Origin of the sequence: Acinetobacter sp. UBA3461 (assembly GCF_002381195.1) — a bacterium.
In the GTDB taxonomy this organism is placed as follows: domain Bacteria; phylum Pseudomonadota; class Gammaproteobacteria; order Pseudomonadales; family Moraxellaceae; genus Acinetobacter; species Acinetobacter schindleri.
The window spans coordinates 1-23,350 of sequence record NZ_DFRO01000020.1; the positions used below are offsets into that span (position 1 = coordinate 1).

Genomic DNA, 23,350 nt, shown 5'->3' on the forward strand with positions numbered 1-23,350 from the left:
GACAGGGGGTGTTTTTTTATGGGAAGGATTTAATCAAATAAATGTTATTTATATGTCATTTCGACTGAAATATCACATAAAAATAAACTTGAGAGGCGTATACTGAACCGGTCTAAGGAGCGGATATGTCCCCAAATTCATCTTCAAGCCATATTAAATATGGATCTTCTATCTTCTAAAACTTGAATATTCATGTAATTGTCTTTCCTAGTCTGCTATTAAATTAATTAAAAATTGGACCACAGGGTCTAACTTTCCACGCTATTTTGCGACCTTTGTATAGTATTTGAGCAAAGCTCGGCGTGCTCAACTAGGGCTGTTGCGAAAGCATGGCGGGATAAATCAATAAAAATAAGATTAAAGAGTTAAATGTCATGTGTCGCAGTTTAAAACAATGAAATTGAAAACTCACAGGAGGTGAGACGTGACAATGAATACAGTCAATGTGAATGAAGTCATTGATAAGGCCAAATTTACTCCATTTCACTTTAATGTCGTGTTCTGGTGTTTGCTGATTATTTTATTTGATGGCTATGACCTGGCAATTAATGGCGTGGCTTTACCGCTGTTAATGCAGGAGTGGTCTTTAAGTGCAGTACAGGCAGGTATGCTGGCGAGTACAGCACTTGCAGGCATGATGTTTGGCGCGATGATGTTTGGTACGCTGGCAGACAAGATTGGCCGTAAGAAAGTTATCATGATCTGTGTGGTGCTGTTTAGCGGTTTTACCTTTGCAGGTGGCTTTGCGTCTAACCCGACAGAATTTGGTATTTTACGTTTCCTTGCTGGTTTAGGCATTGGCGGTGTAATGCCGAACCTGGTGGCTTTAACTTCTGAATATGCACCAGCACGCTTACGTGCCACTTTGGTCACTACCATGTTCAGTGGTTATGCGGTGGGTGGTGTAATGGCTGCTTTATTAGGTGCATGGTTTACTCCTAATTTTGGTTGGCAAATCATGTTCTTTATCGCAGGTGTGCCTTTACTGTTATTGCCTCTAATCTGGAAATTCCTGCCAGAATCTTTGACATTCTTGGTGAAAGCGCAGAAGCATGATAATGCTCGTCAAATGATGCAGCGTTTAGATGATCAGCTCAGTTTAAATGACCAGACTCAATTGGCTTTAAGCGAGATTAAAATTGCTGAACCTGCTTTTGTGAGCAGCCTGTTTAAGCAGGGGCGTACCGCAAGCACACTGTTATTCTGGTTAGCCTTCTTTATGTGTTTACTGACACTGTATGCCTTAGGCAGCTGGTTACCGAAACTGATGATGGCGGCAGGCTATTCGTTAGGTAACAGTTTAATGTTCCTGCTGGCAATGAATATTGGTGCGGTCATTGGTACCGTAGGCGGCGGTATCCTGGCAGACAAATTCCACTTAAAACCTGTGATTATCACTCTATGTTTGTCAGGTGCAGTGGCATTATCGCTACTAGGCTTTAAATCTCCTCAACCTGTGATTTACTTCCTGGTTGCCGTGGCAGGTGCTTCAGCGATTGGTGGTCAGATTCTGCTTTATAGCTATGTGGCGCAATACTATCCATTAACTGTTCGTTCAACCGGTATTGGTTGGGCTTCAGCGGTAGGGCGTAGTGGGGCAATTGTTGGTCCAATCCTGATCGGGATGCTGCTGGGTATGGAATTACCACATCAGTTGAACTTTATGGCTGTTGGCCTACCAGTGGTGATTGTAGCCATTGCCGTATCACTGATTGTGCGTAAAGACCGCGTTGTAAATGCAGATCCAGTGGCAGAGCCGAAGCTTAAAACTGTCAAGGCTTAATGACCCACTGGTTCTTATATTCATTTTTAATCTTTAAAAACGTTGAAACCCCTTCAAATAAGGGGTTTCAACGTTTAAATTCATAATTTTTACTAGAAATCAAAATATATTTCTTGCTTAGAAAAATTACTAAAAGACCCACTTAAAAATATATTTTAAATATATAAAACAAGCATTTAAATATTAATAATAACGTGAATAATCACATAAAAATATATCTCTAAAGCTTTAATTTACCTTAACTATGGTCTTATTGTAACGCGAAATCCGCTTCAGTATATTCGCTCGAACTGACTGTTTTGTCGTAATAGTCAGCAGGATTTATGGACAAGTACTCATGGGAGATGAGAACGATGACAACGGAAAAAATAGACGTTAATTCTGTAGTCGATAATGCGAAATTTACGCCTTTTCACTTCAATGTAGTTGCTTGGTGTTTACTCATTATCTTATTTGATGGCTACGATTTAGCAATTAATGGTGTGACGCTGCCACTCTTAATGCAAGATTGGGGCTTAAGCGCAGTACAAGCAGGTATGCTGGCCAGTACAGCACTTGCAGGCATGATGTTTGGTGCCATGATTTTTGGTTCGCTGGCAGACAAGATTGGCCGTAAAAAAGTTATCATGATCTGTATCGTGCTGTTTAGTGGTTTAACTTTCGCGGGCGGCTTTGCGTCTAACCCGACTGAATTTGGTATTTTACGTTTCCTTGCTGGTTTAGGCATTGGTGGTGTAATGCCAAACCTGGTAGCACTGACTTCTGAATATGCGCCACAAAAGATGCGTAGTACCTTAGTAACCACAATGTTCAGTGGCTATGCCGTAGGGGGTGTCATGGCTGCTCTGCTTGGCTCATGGTTTACTCCAGATTTTGGTTGGCAGATCATGTTCTTTATCGCGGGAATTCCACTGTTCTTATTACCTGTGATCTGGAAATTCTTACCTGAATCTATCTCATTTATGGTGAAACAGAACCGCCAAGCGGAAGCACGAGAGATTGTGCGTCGTATGGCACTAGATTTAAAAGTAACTGAAAATACAGTATTCACTTTACCTCAGGAAAACGTACCTGAAGCTGCGAACGTGGTTAGCCTGTTCCGCCGCGGTCGTGCAGTTAATACATTATTGTTCTGGGTGGCATTCTTCACTTGCTTGCTGACGATGTATGCACTTAGCAGCTGGTTGCCAAAACTAATGATGGCTGCGGGCTACTCAATGGATAACAGCCTGATGTTCATGATGGTCATGAACGTAGGTGCAGTGGTTGGTATCGTCGGCGGTGGTATTCTGGCTGACCGTTTCCACCTGAAACCAGTACTGATGTTCCTGGGTATTATGGGTGCGATTGTGATGAGCTCAATGGGCTTTGCGTCTAACCAGTTCTTACTTTATATCCTGGTGTTCCTGGCTGGTGCAGCGTCAATCGGTTCACAAATGTTGCTATACAGCTATGTAGCGCAGTACTACCCACTGGCAGTACGTTCTACAGGTATTGGCTGGTCTTCTGCGATTGGTCGTATGGGTGCAATTGTAGGCCCAATCCTGATTGGTGGCTTACTGGGTATGAACCTGCCTGCACACTTCAACTTTATGGCAGTCGGTTTACCGGTACTGATTACAGCGATTGCGGTTGCATTGATCATGCATGAAAATGAGGCTAACAAGATTGGTTCAGCAGAGACAGTTGCTGCAAAAGCTTAAACCTTAAGTTTGAAATAAGAAGCCTCCGAAAGGGGGCTTTTTTTATTTACTGATAATCTAAAGCAATTTAGATTAAAAAATCATGAGTTTAAGAGTTATAAAAAATGGATTATCGAGAACAATGGGAAAGCTTTTTAAACCCTGAAGTATTTAAAGATCGACTAATTAATATTTAGATGTATATAACTATCTATGAAATGTTGAAAGATTCAATTATCAATTGACTCAAAGATTTTTATATTATGACCTTAATTGGAGCTAGGGATTTAGAAGGAGAAGAAGAATATAGATCAAAAGTTTTATCAAGACATAAAAATCATCTATACGCGTCAATTTCTTGGTTAATAGAACATGAAGTCATTAATGAAGTAGATAAAGAAAATATAGAGGCTTTAAAAAATTATAGAAATTATTTAGCACATGAAATGAGCGATATCGTTTTTAATGGTGAAATAAAAGATCTGATGAAAAACTTTCTATGTGCTTATGAATTAATTCATAAAATTGAAAATTGGTGGATCATTAACTTTGAAATAGTAATCAATCCAGATTTCACTGATGCTAATTTGGAAGATATAGATATAGATATAGATATAGATATCGATAACATACAATCAGGGAAAAAATTAATGATTGATATGGCTTTGTCAGTGTTATCAGGAAGTGAAGAACTATTAAAAAAATTCAAAAGCAATTAACCAAAGATTTATATATGATGAACTTTCTGATGTTGACTGGATAAAATCAACCATTTCATAATTAAAAAAATTTTAGGTAACACAATTATGACTATTAATTCATTCTCCCCAATCCCTGAAGATGATGAAGAACTGCATCTTCCTGAACTGGTGTACTGGGCTTCCTTAGGTGATGTTGAACAGGTAGAGCAGGGCTTACAAGAAGGTTTAAACGTTAACTCCGCCGATGAAGAAGGCTATAGCGCATTACAGGCTGCTGCCGAAAATGATCATCTTGAAGTAGTGAAGTTACTGGTGAGTAAAGGTGCAGATGTTGATCATCGCAGTACCTATACCGCTTTAGAACTGGCTGAAATGGCAGGCAATAAAGATGTCGTAGAATATTTAAAAAGCCTGAAAGGCAGTATTCCTAAATAAGAAAGAATAGAAAAAGAAACCCCACAAGTTGGGGTTTCTTTTTGAGAACAGTTTAGGATTACGGAATAATATCCATATCCGCTTCGAGTTCTTCCACAATTGCAGTATTAAAAGCGGGTAAATCATCCGGATTACGTGAAGTAATCAGCACCCAGCCATTGGTATTGCAACGATGTACTTCTTCATCGACCCATTTTGCACCGGCATTCTCTAGATCCAGCTTGATACTCTTATAAGAAGTCAGGTTTTTATCTTTGACGCAACCCGCATCAATCAGTGCCCATGGACCATGGCAGATCGCTGCAATCGGTTTCTGGTTATCGGCAAAGTACTGGATGATGCGTTGAGCATCTTCATTAATACGTAATTTATCCGCATTCACTGTTCCGCCAGGAATCACCAGCAGATCATAATCTTCTACACTGACTTCATGCATGGTTGTATCAGGTGTGTATTGTGCACTTGGCTTGCTGTCGGCTTCCATGGTGTGGACGTCTTCATTTTTTTCTGCAGCATGAATCACCACAAAACCATGTGACTGCAAGAAATCCAGGGGCTGGACTAATTCATCGTGTTCAATGCCTTCGTTCGAGGTAATAATCAGAACTTTCTTGACCATGATTGTAAATCTCAATATCTGCAGGGGTCTTTAGCTTAGCAATAAGGCATTTTTAGAAATGTTGCTTTTTTAGCCGAGGACTGTAAGCATTTATAGAAGAAAAGCCTGATAGAACAACAGAGAAAAACAATAGATGGAAAAAGCCCCGATATCCTATCGGGGCTTTTTCCGTATTTCGTGATTTAGGTATAACTCCTGTCGTACCTCACGTCCTGGTGCATCTGCTTATTTTTGTTTTTATGTTTCGGAGCATCCTGCTCTCTATGGGTTTAAGATACTGCAGCTTAATGTAGCTTGAAAGACGCAGATAACAGCTTATGTTGTACGCCTGGGCTTACAGGATCTAAGTAGTATTCTGTAAGTCATTCTTTTCATTAAAAGTATATATCTAAGCCGATATAAGGACCTTTAAATTCCAGCTGAAGATCTGGCACATTATTTTGCTCGGCATCAATTTTCATGATGCGATAACCCAGTTTGGCACCAAGGTCTACCGCCAGATTATCAATAAAGTCGTACTGAAGTTCAGCTTGTACATCGGTCTTTTTAGTGTCGCTGCCATGGCTGTAAACAGCTTCAGCTTTGGCGCTCATCCCAGTGAAGGGCAGTTTAACTCCTGCTGTTGCGTAGAGCAGAGGACTGTATTCATCCAGATCATACTGGGTTAGAGCACCGGCGTTCAGGTTTTTCACCGTACCATCTAAGTTTGTTAAGCCGACACCAACATCCGCATGTACAACTGTATCCAGCAATTCGTAATACAGAATATAGTCAATATTGTTCAGCTCGATATCTGAAGCATTGAGTACAGTGCTTTGCTCGCTGTTGCTGTCGAGATTTACATATTTGATTTTCGCATTTGGCAACAACGGTACTGGATGTTCCAAAGCTACAGACAGCTGTGCCGTACCTTGACGGTCCAGATCATGTTTACTGGCATTGTCAGACTGGCTATATCCGTCAAAATTCCAGTAGCTGGCATCTGCTTTCAGACCAATGATATCGGCATGGCTGACGCTACTCAGCGTCAGTCCGCATAATAAAGTATTGATGATTCTTGCGTGCATAGGTTGAATTTCCTTGTGCTTGATTCAAATTGAGCAGTTTTATGATCTAAATCCATATTTTTAGTATTTCTGGCTAGCTGCATCATATAGGTAATTTTCAAAATGTATATGGCAGCAAGTAGGGGAACCATCCAGCCAGATTAAGCTTAATTGTTCAGTTTTATTTTGCTAGATCTAGAACAATTGCAGAGCAGGCTTTTCAGCCATTTCAATCAAGGTCTACATTTTAAAAACGCATGTCACTGGATCTTGAGCATATAATCAAATATATCGAAATATTGCGTGACCCTGAAAGGACATGACATGACTAAACCCCGAGCAGTAATCGACTATCCGCTTTATGTTGCAGGTAAGGCAGTGGAAACCTCAGAATGGCTGGAGGTTCAGGATAAATATACGCATAAGGTTTGCGCACGTGTGTCACTGGCAGATGCCAAAATTCTGGAAAAAGCCATTAAAGCAGCAGTCAAAGCCGAAGCGGAAATGGCGGCTCTGGAGCCTTATCAAAAACAGAAAATCCTGTTGCACTGTGTGAAGCGCTTTAATGAGATTCGCGGTCAGTTGACCGAGATTCTGATTGCTGAGGGGGGTAAGCCACGTAAAGCTGCCGCAGCTGAAGTGGAACGTCTGATCAATACTTTCCAGATTGCTGCCGATGCCGTGACTCAGGTTGATTCAGGCCGCATGATGCCATTGGCAGTTACAGCAGCTGCATCGGGCTATCAGGGTTTTGTGAAACAGGTTCCGATTGGCGCCGTCTCCCTGATCAGTCCTTTTAATTTTCCGCTGAATCTGACCGCTCATAAGATTGCGCCTGCAATTGCAGCGGGCTGTCCCTTTGTCTTAAAACCTGCCAGCCTGACACCGGTGTCTGCCTTAAAGATTGCTGAGATTCTGGCAGAGACTGATTTACCACCAAATGCGTTCTCGATACTGCCCTGTCCACGTGAACTGGCGGATGTACTGGTGACAGATGACCGTTTCAAAATGCTCAGCTTTACCGGTTCTGATGTGGTCGGTTGGGATATGAAAGCGCGGGCAGGGCGCAAGAAAGTCACGCTGGAACTGGGTGGTAATGCCGCGGTAATGATCGAGCCTGATACTGAAATCACGGATAGCTTTATTGATCGCCTGATCGGTGGTGCTTTTGGTCATGCCGGACAGGTCTGCATTAGCGTGCAGCGTATTTTGGTGCATCAAGATATCTACGCTGAGGTGAAGAAAAAACTGGTAACCAAACTGAAAAAGCTCAAACCAGCGGATCCTGATTTGGACACCACCCTGGTCGGCCCAATGATTAAGGAGGCTGAAGCCCAGCGTTTAAAAAAATGGCTGGATAAAGCCGTGAAGAAAGGCGCTAAAGTGCTCAGTGGCGGCAAGCTGGATGGCGTGATGTTTGAGCCAACCTTACTGGAAGATGTCGATCATGGGCTAGAAGTGTATAAAGATGAAGTGTTTGGTCCAATGGCAATCTTGGAAAAATACAGCGATTTTGAGGCCGGGATTGAATGCATCAACAGCAGTCGTTTTGGTTTGCAGGCGGGTGTCTATACCCAGAACCTGAACAAGATGATGTATGCCTGGAACCAGTTGCATGTCGGTGGCGTGATCATCAACGACATTCCATCCTTCCGTGTTGATAATATGCCGTATGGTGGTGTAAAGGATTCGGGATTAGGGCGTGAAGGCATCCAGTCTGCAATTCGTGACATGCAGGAAGAACGAATACTGGTGATTAAAGCCTGAATAATGATTTAAATTTTAAGTGTTCAGATCATGCGCACATTTGCTCATGATCTGAGTTTTTAAAGTTCAGCTATTCAATAAGAAGAGAACAGGAATAATTTTTATAACTCATCAAGATATACTTAAAAAAACAATATATTCCTAAAAGTTAATTCACTTATAACTTAATAAATCAAGCTAAGCCTGGAGAAATATTGAGCGGTTGAACAAGATATATTATAAAAAATTAATATTAGGAGCAGAATTTACACAAATCATACTTAAAACTCAGTATTGTTAAATCCATATACACGGACAGTGTGGGCAAGATGCTTTATCCAGGATTTGACATGCTAGACCGTTGGCTGATTTAGAAGCTGAAGCTCACAAGGCAAAGCTCCAATTGAAGCACCCAGAATTATTTTTATTGGTACTTTTTTTGCTCGCGCGATAACCACAATAAGCAGCATCTAAAGAGACCTAAGGTTTAGGTGTTCTATGACAGATACTCGAGAGAATTGGTCGGCACGATCAGGATTTATTATTGCAGCGATTGGCTCTGCAGTAGGGTTAGGGAATATTTGGCGCTTTCCATACGTTGCCTATGAAAATGGCGGAGGCGCATTCCTGATTCCTTATCTGATTGCGATTTTCGCAGCAGGTTTGCCATTATTGTTTTTAGATTATGCAGTTGGACACAAGTTCCGCAAAGCACCACCGATGGCCTATAAAAAACTCATGAATGCAGAATCTCTGGGTTGGTGGCAGGTGATGGTGACCCTGATCATCGGGATTTATTATGCCAGCGTATTGTCCTGGGCTGGCAGTTATATGTTCTATTCCTTCGGACAACAGTGGGGAACCGATACTCAAGGCTTCTTCTTCAATACCTATCTGCAAAATGGTGAAGGCCTGACCTTCGGTTTTGTTCCGGTACTGTTTTTTGGTCTGGTAGTCGTTTGGGCAGCGGTGATGCTGATCCTTTACGGTGGAGTACGCCGTGGGGTAGAACTGGCGAATAAAATCTTTATGCCATTGCTGGTGATTTTATTCACGATCCTGGTGATTCAGGCAGTACGTTTACCTGGTGCAGTCGATGGCTTAAATGCCTTCTTTACTCCAAACTGGGAAGCCATGACCAATTATAAAGTCTGGCTGGCAGCTTTTGGCCACATCTTCTTCTCACTTTCGGTGGGTTTCGGGATTATGTTGACCTATGCGTCTTACTTGAAACGTAAAACCAACCTGACCGGTTCAGGTATCGTGGTGGCATTGGCGAACTCGTCTTTTGAAATTTTGGCGGGTATTGGTGTCTTTGCAGCACTTGGTTTCATGGCATTCAGCTCAGGTGCAAAGGTTGAAGATGTAGTATCTGGTGGTATCGGTCTGGCCTTTATTGCTTTCCCGAAAATCATTTCCAGTTTAGGTGCAGGCGGTGACCTGTTCGGCTTCCTATTCTTTGCGTCATTAACAGTGGCGGGTATTACTTCCATGGTAAGTATCCTGCAGGTGCCAATTGCGGCATTCCAGGACAAGCTGGGCTGGTCAAAGAACAAGTCAGTGACGATTATTGCGGGTGGTTCAGCAGTTGTATCCACCTTGATGTTCTCGACTCATAGTGCCATTACCTTGGTCGATATCATTGACTACTTCGCTAACAACATTGGTATTGTGGGTGGTGGACTGTTCTCGATTATTTTATTGTCCTGGTTCCGTCGTCCATTGATGAAACAGCTAGAAACACATGTGAACGAGTTTGCCAGTCTGAAACTGGGTGGCAGCTGGAAATTCATGCTGACTGTAATCACGCCGTTATCTTTATTATCAGCATTGGGTTTAACCCTAAAATCAATCATGGCAGAAGGTTATGGTGATTATCCTGCAAGTACGCTATGGATAATTGGTGGGGGCACGATTGCATTCTTTATTCTGGGTGCCATTCTGTTCAGTCTAGTTAAAGATCGTCATAGTTAGGAGAACGAATATGAATACATCTGCATTGATTATGATGATTTTCTCCATGGTTTTATTATGGGGTGGTCTGGCACTGGCTGTCATGCATCTGGCAAAAAATCCAGAAGAACCAGAAGACTAAAAATCTTCACATAAACACATTGTTGCTGTAAATGAAAGTCATTATCATCTTTGGTGATAATGACTTTTTTAATGGGCAGACTTATGGGAATTGCTCCCGTTACCGATGCACAAGTCTATACCGCTTTTGCAGTGACATTTTTGGCAGGTCTGGCTACCCTGGTGGGTGGGGGACTGGTGTTATTTTTAAAAAAGCCCAACCTGCGTGTCATGTCCTTCGGTCTGGCCTTTGCTGCTGGAGCGATGATTTATGTGTCTCTTACTGAGATTCTGACCAAATCCATTGATTCTTTTAGCGTGGCGTATGGCGCGAAAATGGGGTATGCCTGGGGAACCTTGACCTTATTACTGGGTGCAGTCTTGGTGCTGTTACTGGATCATTTGGTCCCCAATCCGCATGAGACCCTGGAAAAAAATAATACCCAGGACCTAGGACAGGAACAGTTGCTGCGTACCGGCTTGCTCACGTTATTTGCCATTACTGCACATAATTTGCCGGAAGGCATGGCGACCTTTTTTGCAACGCTGGAAAGCCCGATGCTGGGTGCGCCGTTAGCGGTAGCGATTGCGATTCACAATATCCCGGAAGGTGTAGCGATTGCTTTACCGGTATATATGGCGACACATCGACAATCCTATGCATTGCTCGCCAGTTTGGTTTCTGGTCTGGCGGAACCTTTGGGAGCCGCATTGGGCTACTTCATTCTGGCACCGTATCTGAATACCACCATCTATGGCATCATTTTCGGTCTGATCGGTGGCGTGATGGTCTATCTGGCACTGGATGAAATGTTGCCAACCGCCAAGCGTTATTCCAAAGGTCACGAAACGGTTTATGGCCTGATCAGCGGGATGGCGGCCCTTGCCAGCAGTCTGGTAATTTTCAAATTTCTCCAATAAATCCAGAATAAAAAAAGGCAGCCGAAGCTGCCTTTTTCTTCAAACAACTATTTAAGCTGTTTTTTCGATTCGGCAATAGAAGAAACCATCGCCTTGACCCGCTTTCGGTAACAGCTGACGACCATGAATCTGCTCAATACCCCAATTCGCTTCGATCTTGATTTCTTTAGCATCCGCATGGGTAGTAAAGAACTCGACCATCTGCTGTTCATTTTCTGCTTTTAGAATCGAACAGGTGATATAAAGCAAAGTACCGCCAACTTTCAGCTGCTGCCACATATTTTCCAGAATCTGTTTTTGCAATTCCACCGTCTGGGCGATATCAGTGGATTGACGCAGCAGGCGAATATCCGGATGACGACGCATCACGCCAATCGCTGAACACGGCGCATCCAGTACGATACAGTCCGGCTGCTCAGCCGCCTGCCAGCTGATCGCATCAGCAGTAACGATTTGTACATGCTCACCTTCAAGTAGCAGACGTTCCAGGTTTTCCTGGACGCGCAGCAGACGTTTGGCATCCTGATCCAGTGCAATCAGCTTTTTAGGACTGTATTTTTCCAGGATATGTGCGGTCTTGCCACCCGGTGCTGCGCAGGCATCGACGATATATTTATTATTCAGGTTGGGCAGTAAAGTGGCGCAGAGCTGGGCATGCTCATCCTGTACCGAGAAGCCACCGACATCGAAGCCGGGCAGGTGCGGTACATGGACACTTTCATCCAGCACGATACCCACTTCAGAAATACTGCAGGCATGCGCAGCAATATCATGCTCTTCCAGAATTTCTAAATACTCATCACGGCTCACTTGACGTTCATTGACGCGTAAGGTCAGAGGAGCCACCTGTTTCAGTTCAGTGCTAAGTTCCAGCAGCTGTTCAGGCCAGTCTTTCTTTAAGCGTTTATATAACCAGCTTGGCAAACCATGCGCCTGTTTTAATGCTGCCTGGAATTCAGGTGTTTCACGTGAAACACGACGCAGGATGGCATTCACTACACCACTTAAAGCCTGATAGCCGAGCTGTTTAACCGCCGTTACGGTCTCGGAAATTGCGGCATGCGGCGCAATCCGGGTTTCCAGCAACTGATATAGACCGACATAAAGGCAGGTTTCGACCGTATCATTGTTAATTGGTTTCACCAAGAGTGGCAGGGTCACGCTTTTCAACACATACCACTGACGCAGTGTCCCAAGAACCAGTTCATGGAACAGGGCACGGTCACGCTCTGCCACTTTGCCTAGATGTTGTGGCAAAACACTGGCAAGTGATTGCCCTTGCTGTACCGCGAGCAGGGTGCGAATCACCTGGGCACGTAAGTTCAGGTGCGATGTGCCGGCTTCGTAATGACTCATGCCAGTATTTGTCCTACATGTAATTTTTGGGTTTGATTGATTTGAACCGGATTCAGCGCTTTACCGCCCGGCCACTGCAGTGAGGTCAGGCAAATAGCTTTTTGATCACCACAAGCCACATGTACGCCATGTTTATCTAGCGCGAGGATAGTTCCAGGGGCCTTGCCTTCCGCATTTTCATGAGATAACAAAGAACCCCAAACACGCAGATTATTTGTTTCATCAATAGGTGTAAAAGCCACTGGCCATGGATTAAATGCACGGATATTGCGGTCAATCGTGACCGCATCCTGAGTCCAATCAATTTTAGCTTCTGCCTTGGACAATTTATGTGCATAAACCGTAAGCGCTTCATCCTGCACTTCGCGGTGATCAAGATAGTGCTGTAGAGATTCTTCTGATTCCAGCACTTTGACTGTTGCTTCAGCACCTTGCTGAGCCAGCTTGTCATGCAAAGAAGCAGAGGTGTCTTGTGGCTCAATCGGGCAGATGGTTTTATACATCATGTCGCCAGTATCCAGACCAGCCGCCATTTTCATAATGGTCACACCAGTCTCGGCATCACCCGTTGCGATGGCACGCTGGATCGGTGCGGCACCACGCCAGCGCGGCAGTAATGAACCGTGAATATTCAGACAGCCATATTTCGGCGTATCTAAAACCACTTGCGGCAGGATCAGACCATAGGCTGCCACAACCATGACATCCGCATTTAAGGCTTTTAACTCAGCTTGAGCTGCCAGACCTTCGTCTGTTGAAGATTTAAAGTGTAGCGGTTGATAAACCGGAATATTGTGTTCCAGTGCCAGCTGTTTAACCGCAGATGCAGTGAGTTTTTGACCGCGACCTGCTTTACGGTCTGGCTGGGTATACACCGCCACAATCTCATGGTCGGTCTTTAGCAGCGCAGCCAATGCAGTGGCTGCAAATTCTGGTGTGCCTGCAAAAATGATTTTCACGGATGAAATTCCAAATAAACTTAAAGGCATTATAAGGCATAAGGCAATTCGCAGCCTAATTCAGCAAAAGCTTACAGCTCAGTACCACCCATTACCGTGATAAATCACTCAAATTTCATATAAAAAAAACTCATGCAAATTGTAAAAAATATTCATGAAAGTTTTGTATTTAATCCGGAACGATAGCGGTATAGTAGTTTTTAATAAAAGATTTTAATCGTGTACGTACTGAAACTGCTCTGAGCATATCCCACACTGTCACATCGATAAGTGCCTGGTCCGCCGTGTAACTTGGTGTATGATATGTTCAATTTTCGACTGATTTCATGCTCTCGATCAGACAGATTTCGCCAGAGTGAATGAACTCATTCATCTCAAGCACAACCTTTGTTGGAATAACACAATGCCTGACTATCGTTCAAAAACATCGACACACGGAAGAAACATGGCGGGTGCGCGTGGCTTATGGCGCGCCACTGGTATGAAGGATGAAGACTTCGGCAAGCCAATTATTGCAGTGGTCAACTCATTTACCCAGTTCGTTCCGGGCCACGTACATCTTAAAGACCTCGGTCAATTGGTGGCGCGTCAGATTGAACAAGCAGGCGGCGTAGCAAAAGAATTTAATACTATTGCTGTGGATGATGGTATCGCGATGGGTCACGACGGCATGTTGTATTCACTGCCTTCACGTGACTTGATTGCGGACTCTGTAGAATACATGGTGAATGCACACTGTGCTGACGCAATGGTCTGTATCTCGAACTGTGACAAAATCACACCGGGGATGCTGATGGCGGCAATGCGCCTGAACATTCCAGTCGTATTCGTGTCAGGCGGTCCAATGGAAGCCGGCAAAGTGAAAATCCGTGGTAATGAACACGCGATTGACCTTGTTGATGCCATGGTGGTTGCAGCAGATGATAGCTTCACTGATGAAGAAGTTGCAGCATATGAACGTTCTGCATGTCCAACTTGTGGTTCATGTTCTGGTATGTTCACAGCGAACTCAATGAACTGCTTAACTGAAGCATTGGGTCTGTCTTTACCAGGTAATGGTTCAACACTTGCTACACATGCAAACCGTAAAAAGTTATTTGAAAAAGCAGGTCAACTCATCGTAGAGATCACCAAACGTCACTACGAGCAAAATGATTACAGCTTGCTGCCACGCAATATCGCAACCAAAGCATCGTATGAAAATGCCATGACTTTAGATATCGCAATGGGCGGTTCAACCAATACTGTATTGCATTTATTGGCAGCTGCTCATGAAGCTGGTGTTGATTTCACCATGAATGACATTGACCGTCTGTCTCGTAAAGTGCCAGTCCTGTGTAAAGTTGCACCTGCAAAGCAGGACGTGCATATGGAAGATGTACACCGTGCTGGTGGTATCATGTCGATCTTGGGTGAACTGGATCGCGCAGGTTTGTTGGATACCTCTGTACCCACCGTCCATGAAGCAACCTTAAAAGATGCTTTGGATAAATGGGACATTATCCGTACTGAAGATGAAGAGGTGTATAACTTCTTTAAATCAGCACCAGGCGGTGTACCAACACAAACCGCATTCTCACAAGACCGGTACTACTTACGCCTAGATGGCGACCGTGAAAATGGTGTGATCCGCAATGCCGAACATGCCTTCTCTAAAGACGGCGGTCTGGCAGTACTTTATGGCAACATCGCACTGGATGGCTGTATTGTAAAAACGGCTGGTGTAGATGAGTCGATCTTGAAGTTCAACGGTACAGCACGTGTATTTGAAAGCCAGGATTCAGCAGTTGAAGCGATCTTGGGCGGTAAAATCACGGCAGGCGATGTGGTTGTAATTCGTTACGAAGGCCCACGTGGTGGTCCAGGTATGCAAGAAATGTTGTATCCAACCAGCTACCTGAAATCGAAAGGTTTAGGGAAAGACTGTGCACTTGTAACAGATGGTCGTTTCTCAGGTGGTTCATCAGGTCTTTCAATTGGTCACGTGTCACCAGAAGCTGCGGAAGGTGGTGCGATTGGTCTGGTTGAAGATGGCGACCGTATCGAAATCGATATTCCGAATCGTACGATTCATTTGGCTGTTGAGGACGCTGTAATGGCAGAACGTCGTGCAGCGCAAGAAGCCAAAGGTTGGAAGCCTGCGGAAGAGCGTCCACGCAAGATTTCTAAAGCCTTGAAAGCCTATGCAATGCACACCACGAGTGCTGCGAAAGGTGCAGTACGCGATATCTAAGCTGTAATTTTTATAGCGCAAAAAAAGCACTCCAGATGGAGTGCTTTTTTTATTTCTTAGATATTTAAGGTTGGGTAAATCACGTGAACTTTCATAAAATCAATCATGGCAGTACTTTAGATATTTAAAACCAATAAAGGCTTAATAAAAGTAGGTGTATAGTAAAAATACAGTATCAATGCAAAAGTGATTACACGCATGTCAATGAAATTTATTAGCCGCTTTGTCGTAATTTTAGTACTCGTTATGATTTTAGCTGCGCTTAGTATTCAATTTTTCTTTGATCCACATTACACCGTCGTATTCTGGATTTTAGCTGTTCCTGTGATTTTGGGGGCTCCGATTCTTGGATCTGTGGTCTTGGCTTCCAATGAAGAACTTGATCTTCATCAGTTGAATTAAGCACACATATATTAAAAATGCGCCAAGCAGTGATTTGAATGATTATGTGAATGAATCTATCTCAGTTCTCTAACATTTGAACCATCGTCCAAGAAAAAGACTCAGCTTTAAAAGTCCGAGTCAGGTCATATGGCAACCCTCTGATATTGCACTGCAAATGCTAGTCTGATTGTTTGATAATTCACTGCCTCAAATCACTTTTAGGGTTTTAATAATTTTTGCATAGGCAGACTTTTACTTTTGATAGCGCAAAAGTAAAAAAATGCTTTTATTGCGCTGACTCTATTTCCTGAACAAGTTTAAAGCATTGCTTTAAGATGAGTGCAAAGCAGCGACATTGATATCGCTCTTACTCATGCGCCTAGAGTACGAAAAAAACAGACTTAGGTGATACACAGAGTCTTACTTTTATGTCGACACGGCTTTCTATACAATCGGATAAAACCTAGACAGCTTTCAGGCTTCACAAGAATTACATCCAGGACAAAACAAGATGAGTAAAGACAATATCCGAGAACATTCCGCGCCCGTTTATGAAGGTATTGAAAATGCACCCGCTCGTTCCATGATGCGTGCCACGGGTTTTCAGGATGAAGACTTTACTCGTCCTTTTATTGGCATTGCTTCGACCTGGGCCAATGTCACGCCTTGCAATATGCATATTGATGGCTTGGCACGTACAGTCGAGCAGGGTGTGAGTGCTGCGGGAGGTAAGGGCATTATCTTCAATACCATTACCATTTCCGACGGGATTTCTAATGGTACTGAAGGTATGAAATACTCCTTGCTATCCCGTGAAATCATTGCGGATTCGATTGAAGCAGTGGTCGGCTGTCAGGCCTATGATGGCGTAATTGCCATTGGTGGCTGTGATAAAAATATGCCGGGCTGCATCATGGGATTGGCACGTCTAAACCGTCCAGGTCTGTTTATTTATGGCGGTACCATCAAACCGGGCGAAGGTCATACCGACATGATTTCCGTATTTGAAGCAGTCGGACAGCATGCCAAAGGTGAAATCAATGCGATTCAGGTCAAGCATATTGAAGAAGTTGCTTTGCCGGGTCCGGGTTCTTGTGGCGGGATGTATACCGCGAATTCCATGGCTTCTGCGATTGAAGCACTCGGTATGAGCCTGCCGGGTTCTTCTGCACAGGAAGCCGTCTCTGAAGACAAGCAGATCGACTGTGCCCGTGCGGGTGAAGCCGTGATGAATCTGTTACGTCTGGATATCAAGCCACGTGACATCATGACCAAAGCTGCTTTTGAAAATTCAATTAAAGTGCTGATTGCTTTGGGTGGTTCGACCAATGGTGTACTCCATCTGCTGGCTATGGCGCATACCGCAGGTGTGGAGCTCAGTCTGGATGACTTTGTCCGCATTGGTAAAGACATTCCTGTAGTCGCTGATGTACGTCCATCGGGTAAATATCTGATGTCGGAGCTGATTGCGATTGGCGGGATTCAACCATTGATGAAACGTATGCTGGATGCCGGCATGCTGGATGGTTCCTGCCTGACTGTGACTGGTAAAACTCTGGCAGAAAACCTGGCGAATGTAAAAGATTATCCTGAAGGTCAGCAGATTATTCTGCCATTTGACCAGCCGGTGAAAAAAGATTCACATCTGATCATTATGAAAGGTAACCTTTCACCAAAAGGTGCCGTGGCCAAAATTACCGGTAAGGAAGGTCTTTACTTCAAAGGGCCAGCACGGGTCTTTGAGGGTGAACAGGGCGCCATGCGCGGGATTCTGGATGGTGAAGTTCAGCCGGGTGAAGTGGTGGTGATTCGTGGTGTTGGTCCTAAAGGTGGACCAGGCATGCCAGAAATGCTGAAACCGACCTCAGCGATTATCGGTAAAGGCTTAGGAGATTCCGTAGCACTGATTACCGATGGCCGATTCTCCGGTGGTAGTCATGGGTTTGTGATTGGTCATGTCACCCCAGAAGCCTATGAAGGTGGACCGATCGGTCTGGTACAAAATGGCGATGAGATTTCGATCAATGCCGAAACCCGTGAAATGACCTGGCATGTCTCGGATGAGGAAATCGCTGCACGTCAGGCCGCCTGGATTAAACCAAAACCGAATTACACGCATGGAGCATTAGCCAAGTTTGCCAAACTGACCTCTGGTGCAGAAACCGGGGCAGTGACTGACCTAAATCTCGAGATCTAAGGGCTCTGCAAACATTGATCATTTTGTCTTGAATTGATATAAGTTTTTTCATATACAGCAGATCCAGGCGATCTGCTATTCTGGTGAAAAAGATAGTATCCTGTAGCAGTTAGACGCTGTCATCTGCTGCGTTATTCTCTACTGAGGCTGATCTCATGTCCCTGTTACGCCGTTGGTTCGATCCAATCCGATCGAGTTGGTTTTATCAAAAGCCAACCCGCCAGGCGGTGCTATCTGCTGAAGATGGCTTAACGATTTATCTGCGTCTGGATGATGTGTATAGCTATCTGGCAGTGCAGCTGTTACCACAACTGGAAGAGATCCTGAGTCCGGAATTAAAACCGTTGAAGGTAGTCATCTCCAGTCAACGGGGCGAAATACCGAATCAGATGTCTTTTGAAGAATGGCAAAATTACTGTATTAATGATGCCAAAATCCTCTCCAGACAGCATCGTTTCAGCTTTCATGAAACACCAGAACTCCCCACTGCAGAAGCCTTAAAACAGGCCGAAACCATTCTGCGCCGAACACCATTGCGTGGCCAGGATTTTCTTTATCTGCTGGAAGATATCTTTCATATGCTGTGGCAAAAGCAGTATGGCAAACTGCGTACCTTGCATAGCATGGCCAGTCGCCATCATCAGCCACAGGATTTTTCTGAACGGGTCTTTGACACAACCCCGGTTTTGGCCAGCTATTTTGATTTTGGTAGCCGTCAGTATCATGCGGTAGATGATCTGCTGCGTTTAACCCGCCGTCTGAAACAGCAAAAATTACTGACGGGCAATCCAATCTTCCTGATCAATCATATTGAATGGCGTGAGCACCTGATCAGTGATGCTGAAGAACTGAATGAAATTCAGGGCTTAGATCCGGAACTGGATCTGTATATTGCCCTGGAAGATCCAATTTCCTGGCTGTTGCTGGCCTATATTAAGGAAGAACTTGCCGATTTTTATAATATCCATCTGAATGTCTATCCGCTGTCTTATCGTAGCCGTGATGGCTTTGACTGGGGACTGGCAACGCGCCTGTCAAAACGGACTGAAGTCGAATTCACCCCATTTTGCCGACCGACGGTACAAAGCATTTTGCCGATGGCACAGCTGTATTACAGCTGCCCGGAAGAAGGGCGGGTGGATGCGATGTACCGGATTTTGCAGGCGGTTTGGACGCGTGGACGTGACCTGAGTTATACCCCACATTTCAATGCCTTACAGCAGGAACTGGGAATTGGGCAACTGACCGAAGAAGATATTCAGGCCAAGCTGAAAGACAATGATATGCTCTGTGAAATGAAGTCTCAGCCCAACTTACCGGTGCTGGAACTTCGGATTGATAATCAAAGTTTTGTATTTAATAGTTTATATCGTGTCTGGATGATTGAAAGTATTTTCAGTAATGTGTTAGAAGAAAAGTATAAGAGTGATAATCAAACTGAAAGTGAACTGAATAAACATGAACAAAGTAAAAGCTGAATCATTACAACATGCACGTGAGCAGATTGACGCGATTGATACAGCTTTGGTTGAGCTGATTGCTGCGCGCCAGTTTTATGTAGACCAAACCACCCGTTTCAAGAAAACTGAAACTGACCTGCAATCTCCGGAACGGATGGAGCAGGTTGTCGAAAATGTCAAAGCCCAAGCTCAAAAGCAGGGCATTGATCCAGTATTTATCGAGCACCTGTATCGGGAAATGTTTCAGCATTTTATTCAGCGCGAACTGAAAGAATTTCGTCCTTAAGCGCCCTTTATTTAAAATCTGTGCTGGTCAATCTGATGCTTTCCAGCAAAGTACATCTTGAGCCTCAAGATTTGCTTGAGGCTGTATCCTTAAAACCCTGATTTTTCTTTGGCAGTAATTTTTATAGCATGGTCCTAAATAAATTTGGGATCATCAGATGATTGCTTTCGTTATTGCCATTTTTACCTTGGCAGGTCTGATTAAAGGTACGATTGGTTTAGGTTTACCCGCAGTTTCTATGGGTTTACTGACTATTTTCATGAGTCCCTTTCAAGCGGCAACTTTACTGATCATTCCCTCCATGCTGACCAATTTCTGGCAACTCTTTGCTGAAGGTCATGTGTTACAGCTGATACGCCGTTTTTGGCTGCTGTTGTTAGGTATCATCGTCGGTTCAGTGTGGAGTGTTTTCCCGACCCTGGGACATTCTGAATTTCACAGCGAAGCTCTGTTGGGCGGGATGTTGGCCTTATACGGGCTGTATGGCTTGTTTGCGAAAAAGATGCCGGATTTAAGCCGGCATGAGAGCTGGCTGTCTCCAATTATGGGTTATCTCGGTGGTGCTTTAACCGTTGCCACAGGGGTCGTGGTGATTCCAGTCGTCCCTTATCTACAGACTTTACATTTAAAACGTGATGATCTGGTACAGGCTTTAGGCTTAGCCTTTACCACCTCGACTTTGTGTCTGGCGATCTTCCTGCATCAAAATCCTGTGGAAGACATTCCGATCGATTATGCCATGTCGGCAATTGCTTTAGTTCCTGCGCTCATCGGCATGTGGTTGGGTAAGAAAATTCGCTATCGCATTCCTGAGCAGAAATTCCGTACTGTATTTTTTATCGGTCTGATTGCTCTGGGCAGTTATATGATACTGCACCAGTTCGGCTGGATTTAATCCAAGGCCTTCTGAATCTCGGCAGAAAGTAAAAACTGGCTAAAATGTTGATAGGCAGCACTCAGTTCATCAAAATTTTTCGCAGCTAACAGTAACTTGCGGTTGGCCCAATCTCCAGACAACTGGATTTGCTTAAACGAATAGAGCTTTGCCAAACGTTGCGCAGCACGTTGCGGCATGATGGCAATGCCAACACTATTCGCAACCACCTGAGCAATAGCAGCAAAATTCGGCAATCTTAAGCGGTATTGGATTTCGCAGTGGAGTAATCTGGCCTGGGTTTCAATGGACTGTTGTAAGGAGTGATATTGCATTAAACCCACAAAGGGATAATTCAAACAGTCCCCTAATTTCAATGCTTTGCCGGTACTGAGATCATGCTGTTCCGGACAGATCAGCACCAAAGGATCATCTGAAAATTCCAGGGTTTGCAACTGTGGAGCAGTAAAGAAGCTGGAAATTAAACCGAGTTTGGCAGTGCCACTGGTCAATGCTGCAATGATGTCATTGCTCTCTGCTTCTTTTAGATCAATCTGAATATTGGGGTTATTGACCAGATACTTGGGTAGCAACAGGGGAAGATATTCACTTTGTGCTGATGAGTTACACCACAAGCTGATATTAGAATGCTGTCCTTCACTAAAAACTGCCATAGCTTGTGACAACTGTTGTCCCTGTTGCAACAGGGCTTGGGCATGCTCAGCAAAGACCTGACCTGCAAAAGTCATTTTCACTCCGCCAGAATGGCGACTAAACAGACTGACCTGATATTGCTGTTCCAGCTTTTTAATCCGCTCACTGGCTGCCTGTAAGGAAATAGCAGAGCGTTCAGCACCTTTGGTCAGACTACCTGTGTCGACTATATTGAGAAAAAGACGTAAATCAAAAAAATCCAGACGCATCGGCAGGATGCTCATATAAAAGATCAGGCCTATTTAAACAATTCTTGCGATATAAAAAAAGCAGCCTGGAGGCTGCTTGAAAATTTAAGTCTTCGAATTATTTTTTATCAACTAGGCTAAAGAACCAGTTCAGGAATAAGGCTGCAAATGTTGCAGTGCCAATTCCACCCAGGTTGAAATCACCAAAGGTCAGGGCAAAGTCACCCGTACCTAAAATAATGGTCACTGCTGCTACCATCAGGTTTTTGTTCTGTGAAAAATCGACTTTATTTTCGATCCAGATTTTCGCACCGGCAATAGTAATCAGACCAAAGACCACAATTGAGGCGCCGGTTAAAATCGCCGTTGGAATGGTATGAATAATTGCACCAAACTTCGGTGATAAACCCAGGAACACAGCAAACACACCGGCTACGGCAAAGATAATGGTGGAGTAGACACGGGTCACAGCCATCACACCGATGTTTTCACCATACGTGGTCATCCCCGGAGCCCCGACACCACCAGCCAAGGTAGTCGCAACACCATCTGCAACAAAGGCTTTACCAATATGCGGATCCAAGTTTTCTCCAGTCATTGCGCCGACTGCTTTAATATGCCCGAGGTTTTCAGCGACCAGAATCAAGGCAATCGGTGCAATAATCAGCATGGCATTCAACTCAAAAGTTGGCGCATGGAAGGTCGGTAAACCAAACCAGGCAGCCTGCTGAATTGGCAGGAAATTGATTGCAGTGCCATAACCCATGACATTGCTGAGCACGAAATAGATCAGATAAGCCAATAACAGGCCGACCAATAAAAGTAGACGCTGTAATAGGCCACGAGTGAATACGGCAATTGAACCCATACACAATACTGTGACCAAAGACATCCACATATTAAAAATATTGCCCATCACGCTTTTTACAGTCACAGGAGCCAGGTTCAAGCCAATAATCATGACCACCGCACCAGTGACGACTGGTGGCATCAGTTTTTCAATCCAGCGGGTCCCTGTTGCCATGACCAGAAAACCCATCAAGGCATAGAAGATACCACAGGCAATAATCCCGCCTGCCGCAACGCCAATATTCGGATTGAGGCCAGCACCACCGGCATAACCGGTTGCCGCAATCACCACACCAATGAAGGCAAAGCTTGAACCTAAATAACTTGGAACTCGACCACCTGTCATTATAAAGAACAGAATGGTACAGATCCCTGACATTAAGATTGCCAGGTTTGGATCAAAGCCCATTAAAAACGGTGCCAGTACAGTGGCACCAAACATTGCAAAAGCGTGTTGTACACCCAGAATTACAGTTTGTGCGGGTGGTAAATACTCTGCGGTACCTACTGGTCGTGCATCGATACTGCCCTCATAAGGGCGCCATTTGGGAAACCAACTGGACATAAAATGAGCACTCAAAAGATAAATTGAGCACATCATACTCTTGTTCTTTCGAAGATTTAATTACCAAAACAAAATTTTTGTTCAAATTAATTCTATGACTTTATTTGAGATTTTACCGTGTGGTAAAAGTACAGTGGTTTAAAAATAAAGTGAAATCAGTAGATTAATTCATCAGCTACTTCTTGGGATGATCTATAAATAAATCTAATGTGATATATAAAAGAAAGCTTTTTTGGCTATTGACTGTTCAATAAAAAAGCACATCATGGAAATGTGCTT

The 23,350-nt window shown here is 44.0% G+C and carries 20 protein-coding genes; 14 read left to right on the forward strand and 6 right to left on the reverse strand.

Translation table 11 applies throughout. The features are described 5' to 3' along the window. The first annotated feature begins 424 nt into the window (after positions 1–424). The 4 genes from B3D47_RS03765 to B3D47_RS03780 all read left to right on the forward strand — a co-directional run bounded on the left by B3D47_RS03765 (position 425) and on the right by B3D47_RS03780 (position 4,601). Positions 425–1,783, forward strand: coding sequence for an MFS transporter (locus B3D47_RS03765; RefSeq protein WP_108675703.1), 1,359 nt, complete (start codon positions 425–427; stop codon positions 1,781–1,783). Between the two features lie 353 nt (positions 1,784–2,136). Continuing rightward, on the forward strand, positions 2,137–3,486 hold the full coding sequence (locus B3D47_RS03770) for an aromatic acid/H+ symport family MFS transporter (RefSeq protein ID WP_286859993.1): 1,350 nt from the start codon (positions 2,137–2,139) through the stop codon (positions 3,484–3,486). 242 nt (positions 3,487–3,728) lie between these two features. Beyond that, positions 3,729–4,184 (forward strand): DUF4145 domain-containing protein, encoded by a 456-nt coding sequence (locus tag B3D47_RS03775; protein WP_286859995.1) that lies wholly within the window; start codon positions 3,729–3,731, stop codon positions 4,182–4,184. 87 nt (positions 4,185–4,271) lie between these two features. Then, positions 4,272–4,601, forward strand: a complete 330-nt coding sequence (locus tag B3D47_RS03780; RefSeq protein ID WP_004895922.1) for an ankyrin repeat domain-containing protein — start codon at positions 4,272–4,274, stop codon at positions 4,599–4,601. Positions 4,602–4,659: 58 nt separating this feature from the next. Here the strand turns inward: B3D47_RS03780 and B3D47_RS03785 are convergent, their stop codons facing one another. Both B3D47_RS03785 and B3D47_RS03790 read right to left on the reverse strand, forming a co-directional pair. Next, positions 4,660–5,220: a type 1 glutamine amidotransferase domain-containing protein gene (locus tag B3D47_RS03785; protein ID WP_286859997.1), complete on the reverse strand. Its 561-nt coding sequence runs from the start codon at positions 5,218–5,220 to the stop codon at positions 4,660–4,662. Positions 5,221–5,594: 374 nt separating this feature from the next. Further along, positions 5,595–6,287, reverse strand: coding sequence for a TIGR04219 family outer membrane beta-barrel protein (locus tag B3D47_RS03790; protein ID WP_286859999.1), 693 nt, complete (start codon positions 6,285–6,287; stop codon positions 5,595–5,597). A 303-nt stretch (positions 6,288–6,590) separates the two neighbouring features. Here B3D47_RS03790 and B3D47_RS03795 point away from each other — a divergent pair, with 303 nt between their 5' ends. The 4 genes from B3D47_RS03795 to zupT all read left to right on the forward strand — a co-directional run bounded on the left by B3D47_RS03795 (position 6,591) and on the right by zupT (position 11,006). After that, a complete protein-coding gene (locus tag B3D47_RS03795; protein WP_048882626.1) occupies positions 6,591–8,033 on the forward strand; it encodes an aldehyde dehydrogenase family protein in 1,443 nt (480 codons plus the stop codon). A gap of 477 nt (positions 8,034–8,510) precedes the next feature. Continuing rightward, positions 8,511–9,986 carry a sodium-dependent transporter gene (locus B3D47_RS03800; RefSeq protein ID WP_286860002.1) on the forward strand — a complete coding sequence of 492 codons (1,476 nt, stop codon included), beginning with the start codon at positions 8,511–8,513 and terminating at the stop codon, positions 9,984–9,986. Positions 9,987–9,996: 10 nt separating this feature from the next. Next, a complete protein-coding gene (locus tag B3D47_RS03805; protein ID WP_004780392.1) occupies positions 9,997–10,107 on the forward strand; it encodes a methionine/alanine import family NSS transporter small subunit in 111 nt (36 codons plus the stop codon). A gap of 83 nt (positions 10,108–10,190) precedes the next feature. Further along, a complete protein-coding gene (gene zupT / locus B3D47_RS03810; protein ID WP_286860004.1) occupies positions 10,191–11,006 on the forward strand; it encodes a zinc transporter ZupT in 816 nt (271 codons plus the stop codon). 51 nt (positions 11,007–11,057) lie between these two features. Here zupT and rsmB read toward each other — a convergent pair whose 3' ends face one another. Together rsmB and fmt are read right to left on the reverse strand one after the other, a co-directional pair. Further along, entirely contained in the window at positions 11,058–12,362 is a 1,305-nt protein-coding gene (gene rsmB, locus B3D47_RS03815) for a 16S rRNA (cytosine(967)-C(5))-methyltransferase RsmB (RefSeq protein ID WP_286860005.1), read from the reverse strand. Further along, complete coding sequence (gene fmt / locus B3D47_RS03820) at positions 12,359–13,321, reverse strand: methionyl-tRNA formyltransferase (protein WP_048882623.1); 963 nt, start codon at positions 13,319–13,321, stop codon at positions 12,359–12,361. The genes rsmB and fmt overlap by 4 nt, the downstream gene beginning before the upstream one ends. Before the next feature lie 403 nt (positions 13,322–13,724). Between fmt and ilvD (B3D47_RS03825) the strand changes: the two genes are divergently transcribed. The 6 genes from ilvD (B3D47_RS03825) to B3D47_RS03850 all read left to right on the forward strand — a co-directional run bounded on the left by ilvD (B3D47_RS03825) (position 13,725) and on the right by B3D47_RS03850 (position 20,776). Then, on the forward strand, positions 13,725–15,554 hold the full coding sequence (gene ilvD / locus B3D47_RS03825) for a dihydroxy-acid dehydratase (RefSeq protein ID WP_286860006.1): 1,830 nt from the start codon (positions 13,725–13,727) through the stop codon (positions 15,552–15,554). A 198-nt stretch (positions 15,555–15,752) separates the two neighbouring features. Beyond that, positions 15,753–15,956, forward strand: coding sequence for a hypothetical protein (locus tag B3D47_RS03830; RefSeq protein WP_004895910.1), 204 nt, complete (start codon positions 15,753–15,755; stop codon positions 15,954–15,956). Between the two features lie 493 nt (positions 15,957–16,449). Next, entirely contained in the window at positions 16,450–18,135 is a 1,686-nt protein-coding gene (gene ilvD, locus B3D47_RS03835; protein WP_071321067.1) for a dihydroxy-acid dehydratase, read from the forward strand. A 155-nt stretch (positions 18,136–18,290) separates the two neighbouring features. Next, positions 18,291–19,613, forward strand: a complete 1,323-nt coding sequence (locus B3D47_RS03840) for a hypothetical protein (RefSeq protein ID WP_286860009.1) — start codon at positions 18,291–18,293, stop codon at positions 19,611–19,613. Then, positions 19,594–19,881 (forward strand): chorismate mutase, encoded by a 288-nt coding sequence (locus B3D47_RS03845; protein WP_004814081.1) that lies wholly within the window; start codon positions 19,594–19,596, stop codon positions 19,879–19,881. The genes B3D47_RS03840 and B3D47_RS03845 overlap by 20 nt, the downstream gene beginning before the upstream one ends. 157 nt (positions 19,882–20,038) lie before the next feature. After that, the gene (locus B3D47_RS03850; protein ID WP_071321065.1) at positions 20,039–20,776 is read left to right on the forward strand and encodes a sulfite exporter TauE/SafE family protein; all 738 of its coding nucleotides are present in this window, start codon (positions 20,039–20,041) and stop codon (positions 20,774–20,776) included. On the opposite strand, the gene B3D47_RS03855 is transcribed toward B3D47_RS03850, so the two are convergent. Together B3D47_RS03855 and B3D47_RS03860 are read right to left on the reverse strand one after the other, a co-directional pair. Next, entirely contained in the window at positions 20,773–21,678 is a 906-nt protein-coding gene (locus B3D47_RS03855) for a LysR family transcriptional regulator (protein WP_286860080.1), read from the reverse strand. The genes B3D47_RS03850 and B3D47_RS03855 overlap by 4 nt on opposite strands. A gap of 97 nt (positions 21,679–21,775) precedes the next feature. Further along, positions 21,776–23,071, reverse strand: a complete 1,296-nt coding sequence (locus B3D47_RS03860) for a solute carrier family 23 protein (protein WP_286860010.1) — start codon at positions 23,069–23,071, stop codon at positions 21,776–21,778. Positions 23,072–23,350: the final 279 nt, after the last annotated feature.

Coding starts and splice junctions, on each gene's coding strand:
- B3D47_RS03770 (WP_286859993.1), top strand. CDS start 2,137: ATGACAACGGAAAAAATAGACGTTAATTCTGTAGTCGATAATGCGAAA.
- B3D47_RS03775 (WP_286859995.1), top strand. CDS start 3,729: ATGACCTTAATTGGAGCTAGGGATTTAGAAGGAGAAGAAGAATATAGA.
- B3D47_RS03780 (WP_004895922.1), top strand. CDS start 4,272: ATGACTATTAATTCATTCTCCCCAATCCCTGAAGATGATGAAGAACTG.
- B3D47_RS03785 (WP_286859997.1), bottom strand. CDS start 5,220: ATGGTCAAGAAAGTTCTGATTATTACCTCGAACGAAGGCATTGAACAC.
- B3D47_RS03790 (WP_286859999.1), bottom strand. CDS start 6,287: ATGCACGCAAGAATCATCAATACTTTATTATGCGGACTGACGCTGAGT.
- B3D47_RS03795 (WP_048882626.1), top strand. CDS start 6,591: ATGACTAAACCCCGAGCAGTAATCGACTATCCGCTTTATGTTGCAGGT.
- B3D47_RS03800 (WP_286860002.1), top strand. CDS start 8,511: ATGACAGATACTCGAGAGAATTGGTCGGCACGATCAGGATTTATTATT.
- B3D47_RS03805 (WP_004780392.1), top strand. CDS start 9,997: ATGAATACATCTGCATTGATTATGATGATTTTCTCCATGGTTTTATTA.
- zupT (WP_286860004.1), top strand. CDS start 10,191: ATGGGAATTGCTCCCGTTACCGATGCACAAGTCTATACCGCTTTTGCA.
- rsmB (WP_286860005.1), bottom strand. CDS start 12,362: ATGAGTCATTACGAAGCCGGCACATCGCACCTGAACTTACGTGCCCAG.
- ilvD (WP_286860006.1), top strand. CDS start 13,725: ATGCCTGACTATCGTTCAAAAACATCGACACACGGAAGAAACATGGCG.
- B3D47_RS03830 (WP_004895910.1), top strand. CDS start 15,753: ATGTCAATGAAATTTATTAGCCGCTTTGTCGTAATTTTAGTACTCGTT.
- ilvD (WP_071321067.1), top strand. CDS start 16,450: ATGAGTAAAGACAATATCCGAGAACATTCCGCGCCCGTTTATGAAGGT.
- B3D47_RS03840 (WP_286860009.1), top strand. CDS start 18,291: ATGTCCCTGTTACGCCGTTGGTTCGATCCAATCCGATCGAGTTGGTTT.
- B3D47_RS03845 (WP_004814081.1), top strand. CDS start 19,594: ATGAACAAAGTAAAAGCTGAATCATTACAACATGCACGTGAGCAGATT.
- B3D47_RS03850 (WP_071321065.1), top strand. CDS start 20,039: ATGATTGCTTTCGTTATTGCCATTTTTACCTTGGCAGGTCTGATTAAA.
- B3D47_RS03855 (WP_286860080.1), bottom strand. CDS start 21,678: ATGCGTCTGGATTTTTTTGATTTACGTCTTTTTCTCAATATAGTCGAC.
- B3D47_RS03860 (WP_286860010.1), bottom strand. CDS start 23,071: ATGTCCAGTTGGTTTCCCAAATGGCGCCCTTATGAGGGCAGTATCGAT.